We start from the raw sequence: 19132 nt of genomic DNA, 5'->3' as shown, positions 1-19132 counted from the left end.
TGATGAATATGCCCGCAATCAAACCCGTTGCCGCCAAGGCACCGGAACAAGCGAAAACCGCGATCTCGGCCCTGTGGCGACCGGCGCTGGTGCAAGCCTTCGTCAAGCTCGACCCTCGGCAACTGGTGCGCTCGCCAGTGATGCTGGTGGTTGAACTGACCGCGATCTTCACCACCGTGTTGTGCTTCATTCCGGACAATGTCGTACCGACGTTCGTCGCCGCACAAATCGCCCTGTGGCTGTGGTTCACGGTGCTGTTCGCCAACTTCGCCGAAGCCTTGGCCGAAGGTCGCGGCAAGGCCCGCGCCGACAGCCTCAAGGCCGGCAGCGAAGGCCTCAGCGCTCGACGCAAACAGGCCAATGGCAGCTTCCAGGTTGTGCCCGCAGCCAGCTTGCGTAAAGGCGATATCGTGCGCGTCGAAGCGGGGGAAATGATCCCCGGTGACGGCGAAGTCATCGAGGGTATTGCGGCGGTCAACGAAGCGGCAATCACTGGTGAATCCGCTCCAGTGATTCGTGAGTCCGGCGGCGATCGCTCGGCGGTCACCGGCAACACCCGACTAGTCTCCGACTGGCTGCTGGTGAAGATCACCGCCAACCCCGGTGAGTCGACCCTCGACCGCATGATCGCGCTGGTCGAAGGCGCCAAACGCCAGAAAACCCCGAACGAAGTGGCGCTGGATATCCTGCTGATCGGCCTGACCCTGATCTTCCTGCTGGTGGTCGTGACCCTGCAACCGTTCGCCCACTTCGCCAATGGCAGCTTGCCGCTGGTGTTCCTGGTGGCGCTGCTGGTCACGTTGATTCCGACCACCATCGGTGGCTTGCTGTCGGCCATTGGTATCGCCGGGATGGATCGTCTGGTGCGCCTGAACGTGATCGCCAAATCCGGACGTGCGGTGGAAGCGGCGGGTGATGTGCATGTGTTGTTGTTGGACAAGACCGGCACCATTACTTTCGGCAACCGTCGTTGCAGCGCGGTGTACGCCGCGCCGGGTGTCAGTGGTCGTGATCTGGCCGAGGGGGCGTTGTTTGCCTCGCTGGCAGATGACACCGCCGAAGGTAAATCCATCGTCGAGTACCTGCGCGGTCTGCATCCGCAACCTGAGCCGTCGCTGGACACTTTGACCGCTGTGCCGTTCAGCGCCGAAACCCGCTTGTCCGGTGTCGACTATCAGGGCCGCGTGTATCGCAAGGGCGCGGTGGATTCGCTGTTGAATTTCCTCGGCCAGAAACGCGCCGATCTGGCCCCGGCGCTGTCGCGGGAAATCGACAAGATCGCGCAGAGCGGTGGCACGCCGTTGCTGGTGTGTGCCGACGGTAAATTGCTCGGCGCGATCCATCTCAAGGACGTGGTCAAGCCAGGTATCCGCGAGCGTTTTGCCGAACTGCGCAAACTGGGGATTCGCACGGTGATGGTCACCGGCGACAACCCGCTGACCGCTGCCGCGATTGCTGCCGAGGCAGGCGTCGATGACGTCCTTGCCGAAGCGACCCCGGAGAAAAAACTTGCGCGTATTCGTCATGAGCAGAACGACGGTCGCCTGGTCGCGATGTGCGGCGACGGCGCCAACGATGCTCCGGCGCTGGCTCAGGCTGACGTCGGCATGGCGATGAACGACGGTACGCAAGCGGCACGCGAGGCGGCCAACATGGTCGACCTCGACAGCGACCCGACCAAGCTGTTGGACGTGGTGCAGATCGGCAAGGAATTGCTGGTGACACGCGGTGCGTTGACGACCTTTTCCATTGCCAACGACGTGGCCAAATACTTCGCGATTCTGCCGGCGCTGTTTGCCTCGATCTATCCGCAACTGGGCGTGCTGAACATCATGCACTTGACCAGCCCGCAGAGCGCGATTCTGTCGGCCATCGTCTTTAACGCGCTGATCATTGTCGTGCTGATTCCGTTGGCATTGCGTGGCGTGCGAGTGCAGGCGGCGAGTGCGGCGGCGTTGTTGCGACGCAATCTGCTGATCTATGGATTGGGCGGGATTGTGGTGCCGTTCGTGGGGATCAAGGCGATCGACATGCTGCTGACGGCGTTGCATCTGGTGTGAGGCTGCAAAGAGCCCCTCACCCTGACCCTCCCGAAACGTCGGACCGCCCGGAGGGAGAGGGGACTGACCGAGGTGTTTTTTGGGGCTGCACCGACCTGAGAGATCGAGTCGAACTGAGGTTTTGAACAATGCGATGTTCGGCTCCCTTTCCCCCTCGCCCCCTTGGGGGAGAGGGCTGGGGTGAGGGGGAAAAGAATTCCCTGACACTCCACCAAAGTTTGCCCAACGAATTCGAGGATTCTGAAATGTCCACAATGATACGTCCGGCCCTGAGCCTGCTGGTGCTGATGACCCTGGTCACCGGCGTTGCCTATCCACTGGTGGTGACTGGCGTCGCGCAAGTCGCGTTCCCCGCACAGGCCAACGGCAGTCTGGTTCACGACGCCGATGGCAAGGTTCGCGGCTCGTCTCTGATCGCCCAGGATTTTGTCGGCGATGCCTGGTTCCACCCACGGCCATCGGCCGGTGCGTTTGCGACGGTTTCCAGCAGCGCGAGCAACCTGGCGCCGAGCAATCCGGCACTGGCCACACGGGTGATCGACGACGCCAACAAATTGCAGGTTCCCGGGCAAGGTCCAGTGCCATTGGCGCTGCTGACCACTTCCGGCAGCGGCCTCGATCCGCACTTGCCTCCAGCGGCAATTGCCTATCAACTGGCGCGTGTCGCGCAAGCGCGCAATCTGCCGGTGTCGACCTTGCAGCAACTGCTCGATGCGCACATCGAACAGCCGTTGGTAGGGCCGCCGGTGGTGAATGTGCTTGAGCTGAACATGGCACTGGAAAAACTGTAGAAGATGATCGTTCCCACGCTCTGCGTGGGAATGCATCAATGGACGCTCCGCGTCTGCATTAGTGGGACGCAGAGCGTCCCGGCTGCATTCCCACGCAGAGCGTGGGAACGATCAACATCTGACTGAAGAGATCAAGCATGAGCGACTCCGGCCGCGCCGACGCACTGTTAGCTGACCTGCCCCGCGACGGCCGTGGCCGACTCAAGGTTTTTCTCGGCGCCGCTCCCGGCGTCGGCAAGACCTATGCGATGCTCCAGGCTGCCCACACCCAACTGCGCCAGGGCGTAAAAGTCATCGCCGGGGTCGTCGAGACCCATGGCCGCGCCGAAACCGAAGCGCTGCTCGGCGGCCTGCCGCAGCAGCCATTGGTGCGCTCGGAATACCGTGGTGTGATGCTGGAAGAAATGGACCTCGACGGCATCCTCGCCGCCAAACCGAAACTGGTGCTGGTCGATGAGCTGGCACACAGCAACGCTCCCGGCAGTCGCCACACCAAACGCTGGCAAGACATTCAGGAACTGCTCGCCGCCGGCATCGACGTGTTCACCACGGTCAACGTCCAGCACCTCGAAAGCCTCAACGATCAGGTGCGCGGCATCACCGGTGTGCAAGTGCGCGAAACCCTGCCCGACTGGGTGCTGCAGGAAGCCTACGAACTGCTGCTGATCGACTTGCCACCGCGCGAATTGCTTGAGCGACTGCGCGAAGGCAAGGTCTACGTGCCGGAGCAGGCCCGCGCTGCGATCGATGCATTTTTCACCCAGACCAATCTCACCGCACTGCGCGAGCTGGCGATGCAAACCGCTGCCGCACAGGTCGATAACGATCTCGCTCAGGGCTATCGGCAACTCGGTCAGGCCGCGCCGGCGGTGCGCGGACGTTTGCTGGTCGGTGTCGATGGCGATGCGCAGGCCGAACGCCTTGTGCGTCACGCCAGTCGGGTGGCGCAGCGTCGGCATTTGCCGTGGAGTCTGGTGCACGTCGACAACGGCACGGTGCGCGATGAGCAATCGCGTCTGCGTCTGCAAAGTGCCCAGCAACTCGCCGAACGCCTCGGCGGCGAAGTGGTGTTGCTGCGTGCCGGCGAAGTGGCGAAAACCCTGATCCAGCATGCCGCTGAACGCCGGGCGAGTCTGGTGCTGGTCGGCCAATCGCGACCGCGTCTGCGTCGTCGCTTGTTCGGTGGCGGCTTGGCTGCACGCTTGTTGCGTCAGGCTCATGGTCTGGAAATCAACGTCCTCGACAGCGATCAGGAGCAGCATCAACCGCGCCCCCGATCAGCGCCGACACTGGTGTGGTTCGACTACGCGCTCGCGCTGGTCGCCACGGTGTTGGCCAGTGCCCTGGCGTGGGCGGTGTCGAGTGTGTTGCCGCTGCCGAATATCTCGCTGGTGTTCCTCGCGGCAGTGTTGCTGGTGGCGGTGCGCAGCAGTCTTGGCCCGGCGCTGGCCTGCGCGGCGTTGTCGTTTCTGACCTACGACTTTCTGTTCATCCCACCGAATTTTTCCTTCAGCATCCAGCGCGAAGAAGACGTGCTGACCTTGCTGTTCTTCCTGTTGATGGCGGCGCTCACCGGCAATCTCGCGGCACGTCAGCGTCGGCAATTGCAGGCGTTGCGCGACACCCAGGAAGAAACCAGCGAGCTGCTCGATCTGTCGCGCAAACTCACCGCTGCTACTGATCGGCAAGCGGTAGTCAGCGCCGCCGCGCAGCACCTCAATGGCTGGAGCGATCTGCAGTTGTGTCTGCTCAATCGCGACGGCCAGGGTGGCTGGAAAGTCGAGACCGGCGGGCCACTGGAATTCACCGAGTCCGAACGCGCCGCCGCCGACTGGGCCTGGCAGCACGATCAACCGGCCGGCATGGGCACGGGCACGTTGCCGTTCGGTCGCTGGTGGTGGTGGCCGCTGTCGGTCGAAGACGGGCCGTTGGCCTTGCTCGGTGTTTGCGCCAAAGAGGGCCAGACTCTGAGTGGCCAGCGTCGTCGTTTGCTCACCGCGCTCAGTCAGCCATTGGCGCAAGCACTGGCCCGCGCGCAACTGGCGGACGATCTGGAAGCGGCGCGCCTGCACGGCGAAACCGAGCAACTGCGCAGCGCCTTGCTCGCCTCGGTATCCCACGATTTGCGCACACCGCTGACCTCCATGCGCGGCAGCATTGACAGTCTGTTGGCCCTCGGCGAAGCGATCCCGCTGGAGGATCGTCGTGAGCTGCTCGAAGGCACACGCGATGAGGCCGAACGTCTTGATCGTTATATCCAGAATCTGCTCGACATGACCCGGCTCGGCCATGGCGCGCTGAAGTTGGCGCGGGATTGGGTGTCGCCGGCCGACATCGTCGGCAGTTCACTCAATCGCCTGCGCGCGGTGCTCGCACCGTTGCAGGTCAGCACCGATGTGCCGGCCGAGTTGCCATTGTTGTTCGTGCATGCGGCGCTGATCGAGCAGGCGTTGGTCAATGTGCTGGAAAACGCTGCGCGCTTCTCGCCCCCTCACGGTCGTTTGCAATTGAACGCGGGAGCGAATGATCAAGAGATTTTCTTCTCGGTCAGTGACGAAGGACCGGGGATTCCCGAGGACGAGCGAGCGAAGATTTTCGACATGTTCTACACCGCTGCACGCGGGGATCGCGGCGGCCAGGGCACGGGGCTGGGCCTGGCGATCTGTCAGGGCATGGTCGGTGCGCATGGCGGACGGATCAGCGTTGCCGACGGCATCGACGGGCGCGGCACCTGCATCACCCTGCACCTGCCGTTGCAGGCGCAACCGGGGATGGACGATGAAGCCTGAATCCGTGTGCGCTACTCTCTTGCCAATCTTTTCTGTTGATGTGAATTCATGAGCCAGACTGCGACCATTTTGGTAATCGACGACGAACCGCAGATCCGCAAGTTCTTGCGCATCAGCCTCGCTTCACAAGGCTACAAAGTGCTCGAGGCCGGTACCGGTGCCGAGGGTTTGGCGCAAGCGGCGCTGAACAAACCGGACTTGCTGGTGCTTGACCTGGGCCTGCCGGACATGGACGGTCAGCAGGTGCTGCGCGAGTTCCGCGAGTGGGCCACGGCGCCGGTGCTGGTGCTGTCGGTGCGCGCCAGCGAAGGGCAGAAAGTCCAGGCGCTGGATGGTGGCGCCAATGATTACGTGACCAAGCCGTTCGGCATTCAGGAGTTTCTTGCCCGGGTGCGCGCCTTGTTGCGCCAGGCACCGGCGGGCGAGGCGCAGCAGGCAGCGCTGAATTTCGGCCCGCTGACGGTGGATCTGGCGTATCGGCGCGTATTGCTGGACGGCGCCGAAGTGGCGCTGACCCGCAAGGAATATGCGGTGCTGGCGCAACTGGCGCGGCATCCTGGGCGGGTGATCACGCAGCAGCAATTGCTCAAGGATATCTGGGGGCCGACGCATACCGAGGACAGTCACTATCTGCGGATTGTGGTGGGGCATTTACGCCAGAAACTGGCGGATGATCCAACGCAGCCGCGGTTTATCGTGACGGAGGCGGGGGTCGGGTATCGACTGATCAGTGACAACAATCTTTGAATGTTGTGTTGTCTTTTCCGGCCTCATCGCTGGCAAGCCAGCTCCCACAGTTGTCGATGTGATGCACAGATTTGAGCCACACTCGTGAAACCTGTGGGAGCTGGCTTGCCAGCGATGGGGCCGCTGAAGTCAGCGGAAAACTTCAGGGCTCTCTGCTCTGTTCGCTGTCATACCGATCCAGCGTATCCCGCGCAATCTCGCGTCCCAACGCGATCAACTCCGGCGCCTTGTAGAACTCGAAAAACCGGCAAACCCGCTTCGGCACATTGATCAGGATATCTGGCGGGTATCCGGCAATCTTGTACTGCGCCAGCGAGGTCTGCATCACCTCGAAACTCTGGTGGATCAAATCCAGCAGCGAGGCCGGGCCGACGTTATCGATGATGAATGATCCGGTGGCGGATTTCGGCGCGCCTTCGCGTTCGGGCGCGGCGGCGGGTTGCTGGGCTTCGGGTTCGGCGCCTTCGAGCCACGGGTTGATGTCGGCGGCCTCGGCGCGCAAGGCTTCCTGTTCCAGTCGCAGTAACTGTTCAGCTTGTGTCCGGCGGAACGGCATCTTCGAACCCAGCGAACTGATCAGGCTGTCGAACCGGCTGCGAAATGCCGCAGGACGCTGGATCACCGGCAATTTGTAATGGCGCTGGTTGGTCGAGTTGAGATTGACCGCGATAATCAGATCGCAGTGACTCGACACCACCGGCACGATTGGCAGCGGGTTGAGGATGCCGCCGTCGACCAACATCCGATTGCCCTGCATGACCGGAGTAAACAGACTGGGAATCGCCGCCGAGGCACGCATCGCCTGATGCAGGCAGCCTTCCTGAAACCAGATTTCTTGCTGATTGGTGAGATCCGCGGCGACGGCTGTATAGGGAATGCGCAAGTCCTCAATGTTGATCTCGCCAACGATCTTGCGGATCTGGCCGAAGACCTTTTCGCCACGAATCGCGCCGAGGCGGAAGCTCACGTCGACCAGGCGCAGCACATCCAGATAATCGAGACTTTCGATCCAGTTTTTGTAAACGTCGAGTTTGCCGGCGGCGTAGATCCCGCCGACAACCGCGCCCATCGAACACCCGGCAATGCAGGCAATTTCGTAACCGCGTTTCTCGATCTCTTCAATGACTCCGATATGGGCATAACCCCGGGCGCCACCGGAGCCCAGCACCAGTGCGACTCGTTTTTTCATCCAGCTTCCTCCCGACAAGGTTCCACAATGCACCCATCGCCGGGCTGGCTCAATCGCCGAAGTCGTTGAGTGCGCCGCTGACGTCGTTTTTTCGATACTGCATGACCCTTCAGCGCTATCCTTCTCAGTTGCGCGGATTCAAGCGCCGGCAAGGCACTTTTTCGCCGCCTGACCGTCTTACCCGCACGACTGTTGACCTATTTTGAGGTGTAAGTGATGAAAGCCTGGATCTGTGTGCCGTTGATGGCTCTGGCATTGGCCGGTTGCGCCGGTAAAACCGCTTACCGCGACAGCTGTGGCAGCCAGCTCGATGCGGCGTGGCATGAACTGGATCTGGCCAAGGCCGAAGGTTTCGCCGGTACGGTCAGCTACTCCAAGGCCCTGTCGTTGCTGACGGCCGCCAAGACCCAACAGCAATTCGAGGGTTTCGAAGGGTGCAGCAACAAGGCCGAGAAGGCGCGTTTCTACATTCGCGAATCCCGCGCCGGACGCTAAGCTGCTGACGTAGCGCAAGGATGCGGCTGCGACACAACGGCAGACTCATCCGCAAAGCCATTTGAATCAGGAGCAAGTGATGTCTGCATTGGTTGATCGTCTGGTGGCCCATGTCCTGAGCCTGGAAGTGCGGCTGCTGGCCTGTCAGGCGCGATTGACTGCACGTACCGACCCCGAAGCGCTGCACGATCTGCGCACTACGGTACGGCGCTTGCGCAGCCTGTTGCGGCCGTTGCGTGGTTTGCCGGGTGTCGAGCAGTTGGAGGGCGCGGCATCGGCGGTCGGCCAGTTGACCACGCCGTGGCGTGATCGCGAAGTGCTCGCGGCGTATCTGCTTCAACACGATCAGCCTGAAGCCGCGCAACGGCGTCTGGTGCAAATGGCCGAGGCCTATCCGGCACTGGCGGCGAGTCAGGAGGTGGCTTCGCTGTTGATGATGCTCGATGCGTTCCCGCGTTTTCTGCGCGCATCCCAGCGTCAAGGCTTGCTCAAGGGGCTGGATAAACGCATCGAAAAACGCCTCGGCAAACAATGGCAGAAACTCGACGAGGCGCTGCACGATCCGGCCCATGACCGCCATCGTCTGCGTCTGCTGATCAAGCGCGTGCGCTATGGCATCGAAGCCTATCCCGAACTGGATCGCTTGCCGCAACCGGCGCTGGAGCGTTTGAAGTCAGCCCAAGGCGCGCTCGGTGACTGGCACGATTGCTGGCAGTGGCTGGCGAAAGCCGAGCAGGAAGCGGACTTGCAGCCCTGCGTCGCGACGTGGCAAGCGACCATGATCAAGGCCGAAAGCAAAGCCGATCGCGTCCTCGAAAAACTCAGTTCGACTTGCTTCAAATAATCCTGAATCAACCCAAAACCCCTGTAGGAGTGAGCCTGCTCGCGATAGCGGTCTGACAGCCAACACAGTTGTTGAATGTCAGACCGCTATCGNATGAGCCAGACTGCGACCATTTTGGTAATCGACGACGAACCGCAGATCCGCAAGTTCTTGCGCATCAGCCTCGCTTCACAAGGCTACAAAGTGCTCGAGGCCGGTACCGGTGCCGAGGGTTTGGCGCAAGCGGCGCTGAACAAACCGGACTTGCTGGTGCTTGACCTGGGCCTGCCGGACATGGACGGTCAGCAGGTGCTGCGCGAGTTCCGCGAGTGGGCCACGGCGCCGGTGCTGGTGCTGTCGGTGCGCGCCAGCGAAGGGCAGAAAGTCCAGGCGCTGGATGGTGGCGCCAATGATTACGTGACCAAGCCGTTCGGCATTCAGGAGTTTCTTGCCCGGGTGCGCGCCTTGTTGCGCCAGGCACCGGCGGGCGAGGCGCAGCAGGCAGCGCTGAATTTCGGCCCGCTGACGGTGGATCTGGCGTATCGGCGCGTATTGCTGGACGGCGCCGAAGTGGCGCTGACCCGCAAGGAATATGCGGTGCTGGCGCAACTGGCGCGGCATCCTGGGCGGGTGATCACGCAGCAGCAATTGCTCAAGGATATCTGGGGGCCGACGCATACCGAGGACAGTCACTATCTGCGGATTGTGGTGGGGCATTTACGCCAGAAACTGGCGGATGATCCAACGCAGCCGCGGTTTATCGTGACGGAGGCGGGGGTCGGGTATCGACTGATCAGTGACAACAATCTTTGAATGTTGTGTTGTCTTTTCCGGCCTCATCGCTGGCAAGCCAGCTCCCACAGTTGTCGATGTGATGCACAGATTTGAGCCACACTCGTGAAACCTGTGGGAGCTGGCTTGCCAGCGATGGGGCCGCTGAAGTCAGCGGAAAACTTCAGGGCTCTCTGCTCTGTTCGCTGTCATACCGATCCAGCGTATCCCGCGCAATCTCGCGTCCCAACGCGATCAACTCCGGCGCCTTGTAGAACTCGAAAAACCGGCAAACCCGCTTCGGCACATTGATCAGGATATCTGGCGGGTATCCGGCAATCTTGTACTGCGCCAGCGAGGTCTGCATCACCTCGAAACTCTGGTGGATCAAATCCAGCAGCGAGGCCGGGCCGACGTTATCGATGATGAATGATCCGGTGGCGGATTTCGGCGCGCCTTCGCGTTCGGGCGCGGCGGCGGGTTGCTGGGCTTCGGGTTCGGCGCCTTCGAGCCACGGGTTGATGTCGGCGGCCTCGGCGCGCAAGGCTTCCTGTTCCAGTCGCAGTAACTGTTCAGCTTGTGTCCGGCGGAACGGCATCTTCGAACCCAGCGAACTGATCAGGCTGTCGAACCGGCTGCGAAATGCCGCAGGACGCTGGATCACCGGCAATTTGTAATGGCGCTGGTTGGTCGAGTTGAGATTGACCGCGATAATCAGATCGCAGTGACTCGACACCACCGGCACGATTGGCAGCGGGTTGAGGATGCCGCCGTCGACCAACATCCGATTGCCCTGCATGACCGGAGTAAACAGACTGGGAATCGCCGCCGAGGCACGCATCGCCTGATGCAGGCAGCCTTCCTGAAACCAGATTTCTTGCTGATTGGTGAGATCCGCGGCGACGGCTGTATAGGGAATGCGCAAGTCCTCAATGTTGATCTCGCCAACGATCTTGCGGATCTGGCCGAAGACCTTTTCGCCACGAATCGCGCCGAGGCGGAAGCTCACGTCGACCAGGCGCAGCACATCCAGATAATCGAGACTTTCGATCCAGTTTTTGTAAACGTCGAGTTTGCCGGCGGCGTAGATCCCGCCGACAACCGCGCCCATCGAACACCCGGCAATGCAGGCAATTTCGTAACCGCGTTTCTCGATCTCTTCAATGACTCCGATATGGGCATAACCCCGGGCGCCACCGGAGCCCAGCACCAGTGCGACTCGTTTTTTCATCCAGCTTCCTCCCGACAAGGTTCCACAATGCACCCATCGCCGGGCTGGCTCAATCGCCGAAGTCGTTGAGTGCGCCGCTGACGTCGTTTTTTCGATACTGCATGACCCTTCAGCGCTATCCTTCTCAGTTGCGCGGATTCAAGCGCCGGCAAGGCACTTTTTCGCCGCCTGACCGTCTTACCCGCACGACTGTTGACCTATTTTGAGGTGTAAGTGATGAAAGCCTGGATCTGTGTGCCGTTGATGGCTCTGGCATTGGCCGGTTGCGCCGGTAAAACCGCTTACCGCGACAGCTGTGGCAGCCAGCTCGATGCGGCGTGGCATGAACTGGATCTGGCCAAGGCCGAAGGTTTCGCCGGTACGGTCAGCTACTCCAAGGCCCTGTCGTTGCTGACGGCCGCCAAGACCCAACAGCAATTCGAGGGTTTCGAAGGGTGCAGCAACAAGGCCGAGAAGGCGCGTTTCTACATTCGCGAATCCCGCGCCGGACGCTAAGCTGCTGACGTAGCGCAAGGATGCGGCTGCGACACAACGGCAGACTCATCCGCAAAGCCATTTGAATCAGGAGCAAGTGATGTCTGCATTGGTTGATCGTCTGGTGGCCCATGTCCTGAGCCTGGAAGTGCGGCTGCTGGCCTGTCAGGCGCGATTGACTGCACGTACCGACCCCGAAGCGCTGCACGATCTGCGCACTACGGTACGGCGCTTGCGCAGCCTGTTGCGGCCGTTGCGTGGTTTGCCGGGTGTCGAGCAGTTGGAGGGCGCGGCATCGGCGGTCGGCCAGTTGACCACGCCGTGGCGTGATCGCGAAGTGCTCGCGGCGTATCTGCTTCAACACGATCAGCCTGAAGCCGCGCAACGGCGTCTGGTGCAAATGGCCGAGGCCTATCCGGCACTGGCGGCGAGTCAGGAGGTGGCTTCGCTGTTGATGATGCTCGATGCGTTCCCGCGTTTTCTGCGCGCATCCCAGCGTCAAGGCTTGCTCAAGGGGCTGGATAAACGCATCGAAAAACGCCTCGGCAAACAATGGCAGAAACTCGACGAGGCGCTGCACGATCCGGCCCATGACCGCCATCGTCTGCGTCTGCTGATCAAGCGCGTGCGCTATGGCATCGAAGCCTATCCCGAACTGGATCGCTTGCCGCAACCGGCGCTGGAGCGTTTGAAGTCAGCCCAAGGCGCGCTCGGTGACTGGCACGATTGCTGGCAGTGGCTGGCGAAAGCCGAGCAGGAAGCGGACTTGCAGCCCTGCGTCGCGACGTGGCAAGCGACCATGATCAAGGCCGAAAGCAAAGCCGATCGCGTCCTCGAAAAACTCAGTTCGACTTGCTTCAAATAATCCTGAATCAACCCAAAACCCCTGTAGGAGTGAGCCTGCTCGCGATAGCGGTCTGACATTCAACAACTGTGTTGGCTGTCAGACCGCTATCGCGAGCAGGCTCACTCCTACAAGGGATTTCAGTGTGGCTGATATGGGTTTAAGGCCTTTCTGTCAGCGCATTTGACCGGAATAGACGATGCGGCGCTTTCTTTGGCTGGTTAAGATCCCCGCATTCACTTTTCGCTTTCCGAGGTTGCCATGCGCTTTTGTGATCTGCTCGAGGCGGTCCGCCGCAATCCGCAACTGACCATTCCCGCCGAATGGGGTCAGGGTCGCGCCAGTTTTGGTGGTCTGGTGGCTGCGCTGCAATACGAAGCCATGCGCGCCAGGGTGCCGGCAGATCGCCCGGTGCGTTCGCTGGCGATCACCTTTGTCGGCCCGGTCGAACCTGAAGTCCCGGTGAGCTTCGAGGTGGATGTGCTGCGTGAAGGCAAAGCGGTCAGCCAAGTGCTGGGGCGCGCCATGCAGAACGGTCAGGTGGTGACGATAGTGCAAGGCAGCTTCGGTGCATCGCGGCCTTCGGAAGTGACGGTTGAAGCCTATCCGGCAGCAGAAATGAAACACTGGGACGAATGTCCGGAGTTGCCCTACATCAAAGGCGTAACGCCTGAGTTCATGCGCCATCTGGCAATGCGCTGGACTGTAGGCGGCATGCCGTTCACCGGTACTCCATCACGGCTGATGGGCGGCTGGGTGCGGTTGCGCGGGGATGTGAGGGAAGAGCCGGTCAGTGAGGCGCATCTGCTGGCGCTGGTCGATGCGTGGCCACCGGCGTTGCTGCCGTACCTGAAGAAGCCGGCACCGGGTAGCACGTTGACCTGGACCATTGAGTTTGTTCAGCCGTTACATGATCTGAGCACGCTGGACTGGTGCAAATACCTCGCCGACATCGAATACGCCGCCGACGGTTACGGCCACGTCGCCGCCAAGTTGTGGAGCGCGCAAGGTCAGTTGATTGCGATGAGCCGCCAGACCGTCGCGATCTTCGCCTGACTCAATGCCGACGGTGGCGCTCACGCCAGGCGCGCCACCAGCCTCCACTGAAAAAGAAGCGCGGAAAAGTCAGAAACTGTTCAACCAACAACCGTGACACGGCATCTTTGCGATCACTGAACGGCTCGGAGGCTTGCGCCTCCAGGCTGTGACCGTGACGCTGCAAACCCAGCGCCGCGACGATACCGATCACGCCGATGGCCACGCTGGCCAGACTCAGGCTGAACACCCCGGACACGATCAGCAGAAACGCAACGATGAACAACGGCACGGCAATCAGGTGCAGCACCAGATTGGTCGGGTGCTGATGATTGCCCGGGTAAGCGCGCCATTGCCACGCGGGAAGGTTGGGGTGACGTTTGCCCATGTTGACTACTCCTCGATCCATGTTGAACACATGGGTTGAAGAATAGGCCGGGGCGGGGAGGGCGGCGAATCAAGCTTGGCTATTGCAGTGATAGGGACAATGGTCATATTTGATGCTGGTTTGGCTGACACCATCGCGGGCAAGCCTGCTCCCACAGGGATCTCCACCGAACACAGATTCCGTGCACACCAGTGATTCTGTGGGAGCGGGCTTGCCCGCGATAGGGCCCTTAAAGTTTCAACTGCCCGATAGCCTTGCTCAATTCCCCGGCCAACGTCGCCAACTCATTACTGGTCGTCGCCGAATCCACCGTCTGTTGCACGGTGTTCTCGGTCACATCGCGAATGCTCACCACCGCGCGATTCATCTCTTCGGCCACCTGACTCTGCTGCTCCGCCGCCACGGCAATTTGCGTGTTGCTCTCACGCATCTGCGCCACCGCTCCGGTGATCTCCGCGAGTGCTTCGCCAGCCTCTTGCGCCTGCTGCACGCAGTCGTCAGCCTTGTACGAACTCTCCTGCATGAAATCCACCGCATCGCGCGTGCCGGCCTGCAACGCCGAAACCATGGTGGTGATCTCATCGGTGGAGGTCTGTACGCGCTTGGCGAGGTTGCGCACTTCATCGGCAACCACCGCAAAACCGCGGCCCATCTCGCCGGCCCGGGCCGCTTCAATGGCGGCGTTGAGCGCGAGCAGATTGGTCTGTTCGGCGATGCTGTGGATCACGCTGACCACGCCGTTGATCTTCTGGCTGTCCTCGGCCAGACGCTGGATCATCTCGGCGGTCTGCTGCACGCCGCTCGATAACCCGGCAATCGAATGCTGCACCCGGGCCACCACTTGCTGACCACTGCCCGCCAGACCGTCGGCGGTCTGCGACAGATCGCGGGTGGCGCCGGCGTGTTGGGCAATGTGATAAACCGTGGCGGTCATCTCGTTGATCGCCGTGGCGGCCTGATCGGTTTCGCTTTGCTGACCGAGCATGCCGTGACGCACTTCGTTCATGCTTAATGCCAGGCGCGCGGCACCGACATCCAGTTGCTGCGCGGTGTTGGCGACAGTGGTGACTACGCGTTGATAACCAGCCTGCATCGCGTTGAAGGCATTGGCCATCTGCCCGACTTCGTCTTTGCAGGCCAGCGGCACCCGGGCGGAAAGGTCACCGCTTTTTTCGACATGCAACATCACATCTTTCAACGTGTTGAGCTGGCTGAGCAGGAAGCGGATCAACAGTTGCGAAGCGCCGAGCATCGCCAGCATCAGGATGAGCACGGCCACCGCGTAATTGGCGAAACGTTCGCTGAATACCTGCGTCAGGCTTGGGCCATAGGCGATCACCGCGACTTGCTCACCATCGGCGCGACTGAAAACTTCGGCGCCCATCAACGGGTTATCGCCGAACAGTGGCATCTGATTGATCTCGTTCCAGCCGTGGTTGTCGGTGATCTCCAGCAGCGGTTGATCGTTGAGGCGTGGCGCTTCTCCACGTTTGAAAGTCAGCACCTGATCGGCCTTGGGCAAGGCTTGGCCGACTGGCCAGGCCTTTAGCAATTGCGCCTGAGCCTGAGCGGACGCCCGCGCCGCGTGGCTGCGGGCCTGCTGTTCAAGTTGCACGGCGTACAACACCAGCAGCAGGGTGGTGACGAAGGCGACCGCGTTGACCGCCCAGAATTTGTATTTCAGCGAGATATTGCTAAGCCAGGCACCCATGGAGGTCTTCTCTGATAGCGGAAACAGTTTTGGCAAGGTGCCAGCATTGTGCCGCTACGCAGGTCTGCAGATCTTGATATGGGTCAACAGACGATGGGGTCCCACCTTTGTAGGAGTGAGCCTGCTCGCGATGGCGGTGTGTCAGTCGCCTCAAAGTTGAATGAGCTGCCGCCATCGCGAGCAGGCTCACTCCTGCAGGGGGAATTCTGGTGTGTCAGGAGAGACTGGGGAGCTTGAAGAATGCGCGGGCGCACGCAGTGCTATGCGCCGCCAGATCTTCCTCGGTCTCACCCCGATGCAACGCCACCTCGCGCAGCACTTCGGTCAGATACGCCGGTTCATTGCGACCATTCTTCGGCTTCGGGCGCAAGGTGCGCGGCAACAGATACGGCGCATCGCTCTCTAGCATCAGCCGTCCGCGTTTGATCTCTTTGACCAGCGGATGCAAGTGCGTGCCCCGGCGTTCGTCGCAGATCCAGCCGGTAATGCCGATGTGCAGGTCCAGGTCGAGATAACTGAACAGCGCCTTTTGCTCGCCTGTGAAGCAATGCACCACGGCGGCGGGAAGGTGATCGCGGAAGTCTTTCAAGATTTCCAGCAGGCGCTGACTGGCGTCACGTTCATGCAGGAACACTGGAAGTTGCAGTTCGACGGCCAGCGCCAGATGTTCTTCCAGGACTTTTTCCTGCTGCGGGCGCGGCGAGAAATCACGGTTGAAATCCAGTCCGCATTCACCCACCGCCACCACGTTGGTTTCCTTCAGCAAACTGCGCAGACGGCGGGCGCTGTCAGCATTCCAGTCACTGGCCGAATGCGGATGAATCCCTGCGGTGGCGAACAGGCGTTGCCCGCCGTCATCCAGTTGCTGGCACAGCTCCAGTGCTTGCTCGCTACCCTCGACGCTGGTGCCGGTCAGCACCAATTGGCAGACCCCGGCCGCATAGGCGCGGTCGAGGACGGCCTGGTGTTTGTCGGCGAAACTTGGGTTGGTCAGGTTGACGCCGATATCGATGAGTTGCATGGTTGCTACCTCGGGCCGAAGGCCGGAAAGCATACCAGAGCTGTAGATTCATAAGAAAAGCCAAGAACTACAACGAGTTATAGCTGTCTTTTGATGCCGCGACGCAGCCCGGTTTGGCAAAGTTGCCACTACTGTGCCAGTCTCTCGCACTTTGCCAGCGCTCATGGCGCTCTGTTTTCGTCGGTGATTTCGACCGTTCAGCGGTGAAATCGCCCCGTATTCTTTTCGGAGAGTGGATGGTTCGTCCCTCGGTTTTGTTGCTGTTGTGTGGATCGTTGCTACTGCCGATGACGGCGGTTGCGCGCCTGCCCGGGCCGCTACAAGCCGTGCCGGCAGCGAAAGTCCGCGATCTGGCGGAAATTCGCAGCAGTCGCGTGCTGCGGGTGCTGGTCAACCAGAGCCGCAACAGCTCCGGCGAAGTCCAGGGTCAGTCCATCGGTATCGAATACCATCGCCTGCGCGCCTTCGAGCAATACCTCAACGGTCATGCCCGTGACGGTCAGGAAATCACTCTCAAGATCATTCCCAAAGCCAAGGATCAATTGCTCGGTGCATTGCAGCGCGGCGAAGGCGATCTGGTCGCGCCGGGTGAATTGCTTGAGCTGCAACCGGGGCACGCGGTAGCCAGCAGTGAGCCGATCGCCAGCAACGTGCCGCTGGTGCTGGTTGGCATCAAGGGCGAGCGGCGCTACACCAAGGTCGAGCAACTGTCCGGTAAAACCCTCGCGTTGCCCACCGGCAGTGCGGCGGGCGAAGCGGTCAGCCAGCTCAATCAGAAACTGGCCTTGCACAAACTGGCGCCGATCAAGATCGAATGGGTCGACCCGACACTGGCGGTCGAAGACGTGCTGGAAATGGTCCAGGGCGGAATCTTTCACCTGACTATCGTCGAGCAACCGATTGCCGAGCGCTGGGGCAAGATCCTGCCAAAACTGCGATTTGATCGACAGGTGATGATCAGCGAACCGGGCGAGGAATACTGGTTCGTGCGCCGGGATGCTTCGATGCTGCGCGCGAGCATTGATCGCTTCCTCACCGGTTACAAGAAACCGGCGAACGAAGACGCGGCGTTCCTGCGCATCTATCGCCGTCTCTATCAAGTTCACTATCCATTGGCCAAGGCTGATCGCCAGCGTCTGGAAAAACTGCGGCCAACCCTGCAAAAGCATGCCGAAGCACAGCGCATGGATTGGCTGAATCTGGCAGCACTGGCGTTCAAGGAATCGGCGCTGCAACCCAATGCCCGCAGCGGCAGTGGCCCGACCGGCCTGATGCAGATCACCCCGTCCGCCGCGCAACGGGTCGGCGTCAACAATATTCAGAATCTCGATGCAAACGTGCAGGCCGGAGCCAAGTACCTGGCAATGATCCGTCGCAAATTCTTCAACAGCCCAAAACTCAATGAGCGCGAGCGCATGGCGTTCACGCTGGCGGCCTACAACATCGGCCCCGAGCGAGTGCAGGGCATGCGTGCCGAGGCCCGCCGGCGTGGGTTGAATCCCAACCAGTGGTTCTTCCAGGTCGAGCGCATCGCCATGGAGCAGGTGGGAATGGGGCCCGTCAGCTATGTTAATAGCGTGAACAAGTATTACTTGGCGTTCGACCGGGAGCGGGAGTCGTTGGAGCCCGGGGCGCAGAAAGTCGTCTCACGAAAATGATCGAATAATTTGATTGTTATGGCGGAATATTTGCGCTTTTAACATGAAATTAACTGATTAATATAGCGGCCAACCAACACACACAACTTCTCGCAAAAACAAGGAACGCCCCATGAGCTCTCTGATCAACAAAGTACTGTTCACCCGCGCTGGTTACGGTCTGACCATTCTGCGCATTGCTGTCGGCGTGATCTTCGCCGCCCACGGTTCGCAGAAGCTTTTCGGTCTGTTCGGTGGTTACGGTCTGGCGGGCACCGCGCAGTACATGGACAGCATTGGCCTGCACCCGGGCTACGTGATGGCTACGCTGGCTGGCGGCACTGAATTCTTCGCTGGCCTGGCATTGATCATCGGCCTGCTGGTGCGTCCGGCCGCGCTGGGTCTGACCTTCCTGTCGCTGGTGGCAATCTTCACCGTGCACATCAGCAACGGCTTGTTCATGGCCAACAACGGCTACGAGTTCGCACTGGCCCTGCTCGGTGGCAGCCTCGCCGTACTGATCGAAGGTGCCGGCAAGCTTTCGGTGGATCGCGCCATCGCCGGTTGAGCGCTCTAGGTCAAGCCAAAAGGCCCGCATTGTGCGGGCCTTTTTTGTTGCGGCTGATTCTTGACACTGATCGGTCACGTTCTCTAGGATGTTGCCCATGCGCCGATTTAAACAGCTACTTGCGGGGCGCCAGGTGACTTCAACAGTTGCCGTCAGAAGCCGGAACAGGGCTTCGAAATACCGCTAAAGCGCTGGTTCGGTGTTGCCTCTCACCTGCCATGCAGACTTTTGAGGCAGAGACACGACACGATGAATGCACTACGCCCTCCAGCACGTCCCGCGCCGATCACGGCACACATCACCCAGCGCAACCCGAAAATCCTCCTTGGCGGTAAACATCAGCCGACGCTGTTGCGTTATCTCGATGGCTGGCCACGTCGCAGTGGTGGTCCTGCCGCGTTCCTGATCCAGTTTGTTGAAGACGGCGAGTCGCTGGCGCGCTTTGCCAGTGACAGTTTTGATCTGGCGGTGATTCAGGCGCCGTGTGCGCAAGATGCGCCGGAGATGATCAAGCAACTGACCCGCGTTGCACGACAGGGCCTGATCACTCGCCGCTGA

Annotated in this window: 18 protein-coding genes; 13 read left to right on the top strand and 5 right to left on the bottom strand. The window is 60.8% G+C overall.

Annotation, left to right across the window (positions count from 1 at the left end):
• Nucleotides 1-2: 2 nt before the first annotated feature.
• From kdpB to ACVVH8_RS21140, 4 genes are all read left to right on the top strand, one after another.
• Nucleotides 3-2060 (top strand): potassium-transporting ATPase subunit KdpB, encoded by a 2058-nt coding sequence (gene kdpB / locus ACVVH8_RS21155; RefSeq protein WP_475226181.1) that lies wholly within the window; start codon nucleotides 3-5, stop codon nucleotides 2058-2060.
• Nucleotides 2061-2305: 245 nt separating this feature from the next.
• Nucleotides 2306-2851 carry a potassium-transporting ATPase subunit KdpC gene (gene kdpC / locus ACVVH8_RS21150; RefSeq protein ID WP_103305699.1) on the top strand — a complete coding sequence of 182 codons (546 nt, stop codon included), beginning with the start codon at nucleotides 2306-2308 and terminating at the stop codon, nucleotides 2849-2851.
• A gap of 137 nt (nucleotides 2852-2988) precedes the next feature.
• Nucleotides 2989-5640 carry a DUF4118 domain-containing protein gene (locus tag ACVVH8_RS21145; protein ID WP_475226179.1) on the top strand — a complete coding sequence of 884 codons (2652 nt, stop codon included), beginning with the start codon at nucleotides 2989-2991 and terminating at the stop codon, nucleotides 5638-5640.
• A 48-nt stretch (nucleotides 5641-5688) separates the two neighbouring features.
• Nucleotides 5689-6387: a response regulator gene (locus ACVVH8_RS21140; RefSeq protein ID WP_401301621.1), complete on the top strand. Its 699-nt coding sequence runs from the start codon at nucleotides 5689-5691 to the stop codon at nucleotides 6385-6387.
• Between the two features lie 142 nt (nucleotides 6388-6529).
• On the opposite strand, the gene ACVVH8_RS21135 is transcribed toward ACVVH8_RS21140, so the two are convergent.
• Nucleotides 6530-7576 (bottom strand): patatin-like phospholipase family protein, encoded by a 1047-nt coding sequence (locus ACVVH8_RS21135; RefSeq protein WP_475226176.1) that lies wholly within the window; start codon nucleotides 7574-7576, stop codon nucleotides 6530-6532.
• A gap of 216 nt (nucleotides 7577-7792) precedes the next feature.
• On the opposite strand from ACVVH8_RS21135, the gene ACVVH8_RS21130 reads away from it, so the two are divergent.
• The 3 genes from ACVVH8_RS21130 (at nucleotide 7793) to ACVVH8_RS21120 (ending at nucleotide 9707) form a co-directional block, all read left to right on the top strand.
• The gene (locus ACVVH8_RS21130) at nucleotides 7793-8071 is read left to right on the top strand and encodes a hypothetical protein (RefSeq protein WP_064120270.1); all 279 of its coding nucleotides are present in this window, start codon (nucleotides 7793-7795) and stop codon (nucleotides 8069-8071) included.
• A gap of 79 nt (nucleotides 8072-8150) precedes the next feature.
• The gene (locus tag ACVVH8_RS21125) at nucleotides 8151-8915 is read left to right on the top strand and encodes a CHAD domain-containing protein (protein WP_315445852.1); all 765 of its coding nucleotides are present in this window, start codon (nucleotides 8151-8153) and stop codon (nucleotides 8913-8915) included.
• Between the two features lie 93 nt (nucleotides 8916-9008).
• Complete coding sequence (locus tag ACVVH8_RS21120) at nucleotides 9009-9707, top strand: response regulator (RefSeq protein ID WP_401301621.1); 699 nt, start codon at nucleotides 9009-9011, stop codon at nucleotides 9705-9707.
• A gap of 142 nt (nucleotides 9708-9849) precedes the next feature.
• Here the strand turns inward: ACVVH8_RS21120 and ACVVH8_RS21115 are convergent, their stop codons facing one another.
• Nucleotides 9850-10896 (bottom strand): patatin-like phospholipase family protein, encoded by a 1047-nt coding sequence (locus tag ACVVH8_RS21115; protein ID WP_475226176.1) that lies wholly within the window; start codon nucleotides 10894-10896, stop codon nucleotides 9850-9852.
• A 216-nt stretch (nucleotides 10897-11112) separates the two neighbouring features.
• On the opposite strand from ACVVH8_RS21115, the gene ACVVH8_RS21110 reads away from it, so the two are divergent.
• The 3 genes from ACVVH8_RS21110 (at nucleotide 11113) to ACVVH8_RS21100 (ending at nucleotide 13270) form a co-directional block, all read left to right on the top strand.
• On the top strand, nucleotides 11113-11391 hold the full coding sequence (locus ACVVH8_RS21110; protein ID WP_064120270.1) for a hypothetical protein: 279 nt from the start codon (nucleotides 11113-11115) through the stop codon (nucleotides 11389-11391).
• A gap of 79 nt (nucleotides 11392-11470) precedes the next feature.
• Nucleotides 11471-12235 carry a CHAD domain-containing protein gene (locus ACVVH8_RS21105; RefSeq protein ID WP_315445852.1) on the top strand — a complete coding sequence of 255 codons (765 nt, stop codon included), beginning with the start codon at nucleotides 11471-11473 and terminating at the stop codon, nucleotides 12233-12235.
• Between the two features lie 240 nt (nucleotides 12236-12475).
• Complete coding sequence (locus ACVVH8_RS21100) at nucleotides 12476-13270, top strand: acyl-CoA thioesterase (RefSeq protein ID WP_475226173.1); 795 nt, start codon at nucleotides 12476-12478, stop codon at nucleotides 13268-13270.
• A 1-nt stretch (nucleotide 13271) separates the two neighbouring features.
• On the opposite strand, the gene ACVVH8_RS21095 is transcribed toward ACVVH8_RS21100, so the two are convergent.
• The 3 genes from ACVVH8_RS21095 to ACVVH8_RS21085 all read right to left on the bottom strand — a co-directional run bounded on the left by ACVVH8_RS21095 (nucleotide 13272) and on the right by ACVVH8_RS21085 (nucleotide 16369).
• Entirely contained in the window at nucleotides 13272-13637 is a 366-nt protein-coding gene (locus ACVVH8_RS21095) for a DUF962 domain-containing protein (RefSeq protein ID WP_475226170.1), read from the bottom strand.
• A gap of 229 nt (nucleotides 13638-13866) precedes the next feature.
• Nucleotides 13867-15348, bottom strand: a complete 1482-nt coding sequence (locus ACVVH8_RS21090; protein WP_475226168.1) for a methyl-accepting chemotaxis protein — start codon at nucleotides 15346-15348, stop codon at nucleotides 13867-13869.
• Nucleotides 15349-15562: 214 nt separating this feature from the next.
• On the bottom strand, nucleotides 15563-16369 hold the full coding sequence (locus ACVVH8_RS21085; protein ID WP_475226165.1) for a TatD family hydrolase: 807 nt from the start codon (nucleotides 16367-16369) through the stop codon (nucleotides 15563-15565).
• 236 nt (nucleotides 16370-16605) lie between these two features.
• Here ACVVH8_RS21085 and ACVVH8_RS21080 point away from each other — a divergent pair, with 236 nt between their 5' ends.
• The 3 genes from ACVVH8_RS21080 (at nucleotide 16606) to ACVVH8_RS21070 (ending at nucleotide 19132) form a co-directional block, all read left to right on the top strand.
• Nucleotides 16606-18027, top strand: coding sequence for an MltF family protein (locus tag ACVVH8_RS21080; protein ID WP_103304722.1), 1422 nt, complete (start codon nucleotides 16606-16608; stop codon nucleotides 18025-18027).
• Nucleotides 18028-18139: 112 nt separating this feature from the next.
• Nucleotides 18140-18574, top strand: a complete 435-nt coding sequence (locus ACVVH8_RS21075; protein ID WP_103304723.1) for a DoxX family protein — start codon at nucleotides 18140-18142, stop codon at nucleotides 18572-18574.
• Nucleotides 18575-18823: 249 nt separating this feature from the next.
• Nucleotides 18824-19132, top strand: a complete 309-nt coding sequence (locus ACVVH8_RS21070; protein WP_103304724.1) for a hypothetical protein — start codon at nucleotides 18824-18826, stop codon at nucleotides 19130-19132.

This window comes from Pseudomonas trutticola BRTCR10, from assembly GCF_056155105.1.
This window is presented reverse-complemented; position numbering and strand designations above follow the sequence as displayed.

Bases quoted from the DNA above. Each gene is read 5' to 3' on its own strand.
- ACVVH8_RS21145 (WP_475226179.1), top strand. From the start codon at position 2,989: ATGAGCGACTCCGGCCGCGCCGACGCACTGTTAGCTGACCTGCCCCGC.
- kdpB (WP_475226181.1), top strand. From the start codon at position 3: ATGAATATGCCCGCAATCAAACCCGTTGCCGCCAAGGCACCGGAACAA.
- ACVVH8_RS21105 (WP_315445852.1), top strand. From the start codon at position 11,471: ATGTCTGCATTGGTTGATCGTCTGGTGGCCCATGTCCTGAGCCTGGAA.
- ACVVH8_RS21075 (WP_103304723.1), top strand. From the start codon at position 18,140: ATGAGCTCTCTGATCAACAAAGTACTGTTCACCCGCGCTGGTTACGGT.
- ACVVH8_RS21080 (WP_103304722.1), top strand. From the start codon at position 16,606: ATGGTTCGTCCCTCGGTTTTGTTGCTGTTGTGTGGATCGTTGCTACTG.
- ACVVH8_RS21120 (WP_401301621.1), top strand. From the start codon at position 9,009: ATGAGCCAGACTGCGACCATTTTGGTAATCGACGACGAACCGCAGATC.
- ACVVH8_RS21115 (WP_475226176.1), bottom strand. From the start codon at position 10,896: ATGAAAAAACGAGTCGCACTGGTGCTGGGCTCCGGTGGCGCCCGGGGT.
- ACVVH8_RS21135 (WP_475226176.1), bottom strand. From the start codon at position 7,576: ATGAAAAAACGAGTCGCACTGGTGCTGGGCTCCGGTGGCGCCCGGGGT.
- ACVVH8_RS21070 (WP_103304724.1), top strand. From the start codon at position 18,824: ATGAATGCACTACGCCCTCCAGCACGTCCCGCGCCGATCACGGCACAC.
- ACVVH8_RS21090 (WP_475226168.1), bottom strand. From the start codon at position 15,348: ATGGGTGCCTGGCTTAGCAATATCTCGCTGAAATACAAATTCTGGGCG.
- ACVVH8_RS21095 (WP_475226170.1), bottom strand. From the start codon at position 13,637: ATGGGCAAACGTCACCCCAACCTTCCCGCGTGGCAATGGCGCGCTTAC.
- ACVVH8_RS21110 (WP_064120270.1), top strand. From the start codon at position 11,113: ATGAAAGCCTGGATCTGTGTGCCGTTGATGGCTCTGGCATTGGCCGGT.
- ACVVH8_RS21140 (WP_401301621.1), top strand. From the start codon at position 5,689: ATGAGCCAGACTGCGACCATTTTGGTAATCGACGACGAACCGCAGATC.
- ACVVH8_RS21130 (WP_064120270.1), top strand. From the start codon at position 7,793: ATGAAAGCCTGGATCTGTGTGCCGTTGATGGCTCTGGCATTGGCCGGT.
- ACVVH8_RS21125 (WP_315445852.1), top strand. From the start codon at position 8,151: ATGTCTGCATTGGTTGATCGTCTGGTGGCCCATGTCCTGAGCCTGGAA.
- ACVVH8_RS21100 (WP_475226173.1), top strand. From the start codon at position 12,476: ATGCGCTTTTGTGATCTGCTCGAGGCGGTCCGCCGCAATCCGCAACTG.
- ACVVH8_RS21085 (WP_475226165.1), bottom strand. From the start codon at position 16,369: ATGCAACTCATCGATATCGGCGTCAACCTGACCAACCCAAGTTTCGCC.
- kdpC (WP_103305699.1), top strand. From the start codon at position 2,306: ATGTCCACAATGATACGTCCGGCCCTGAGCCTGCTGGTGCTGATGACC.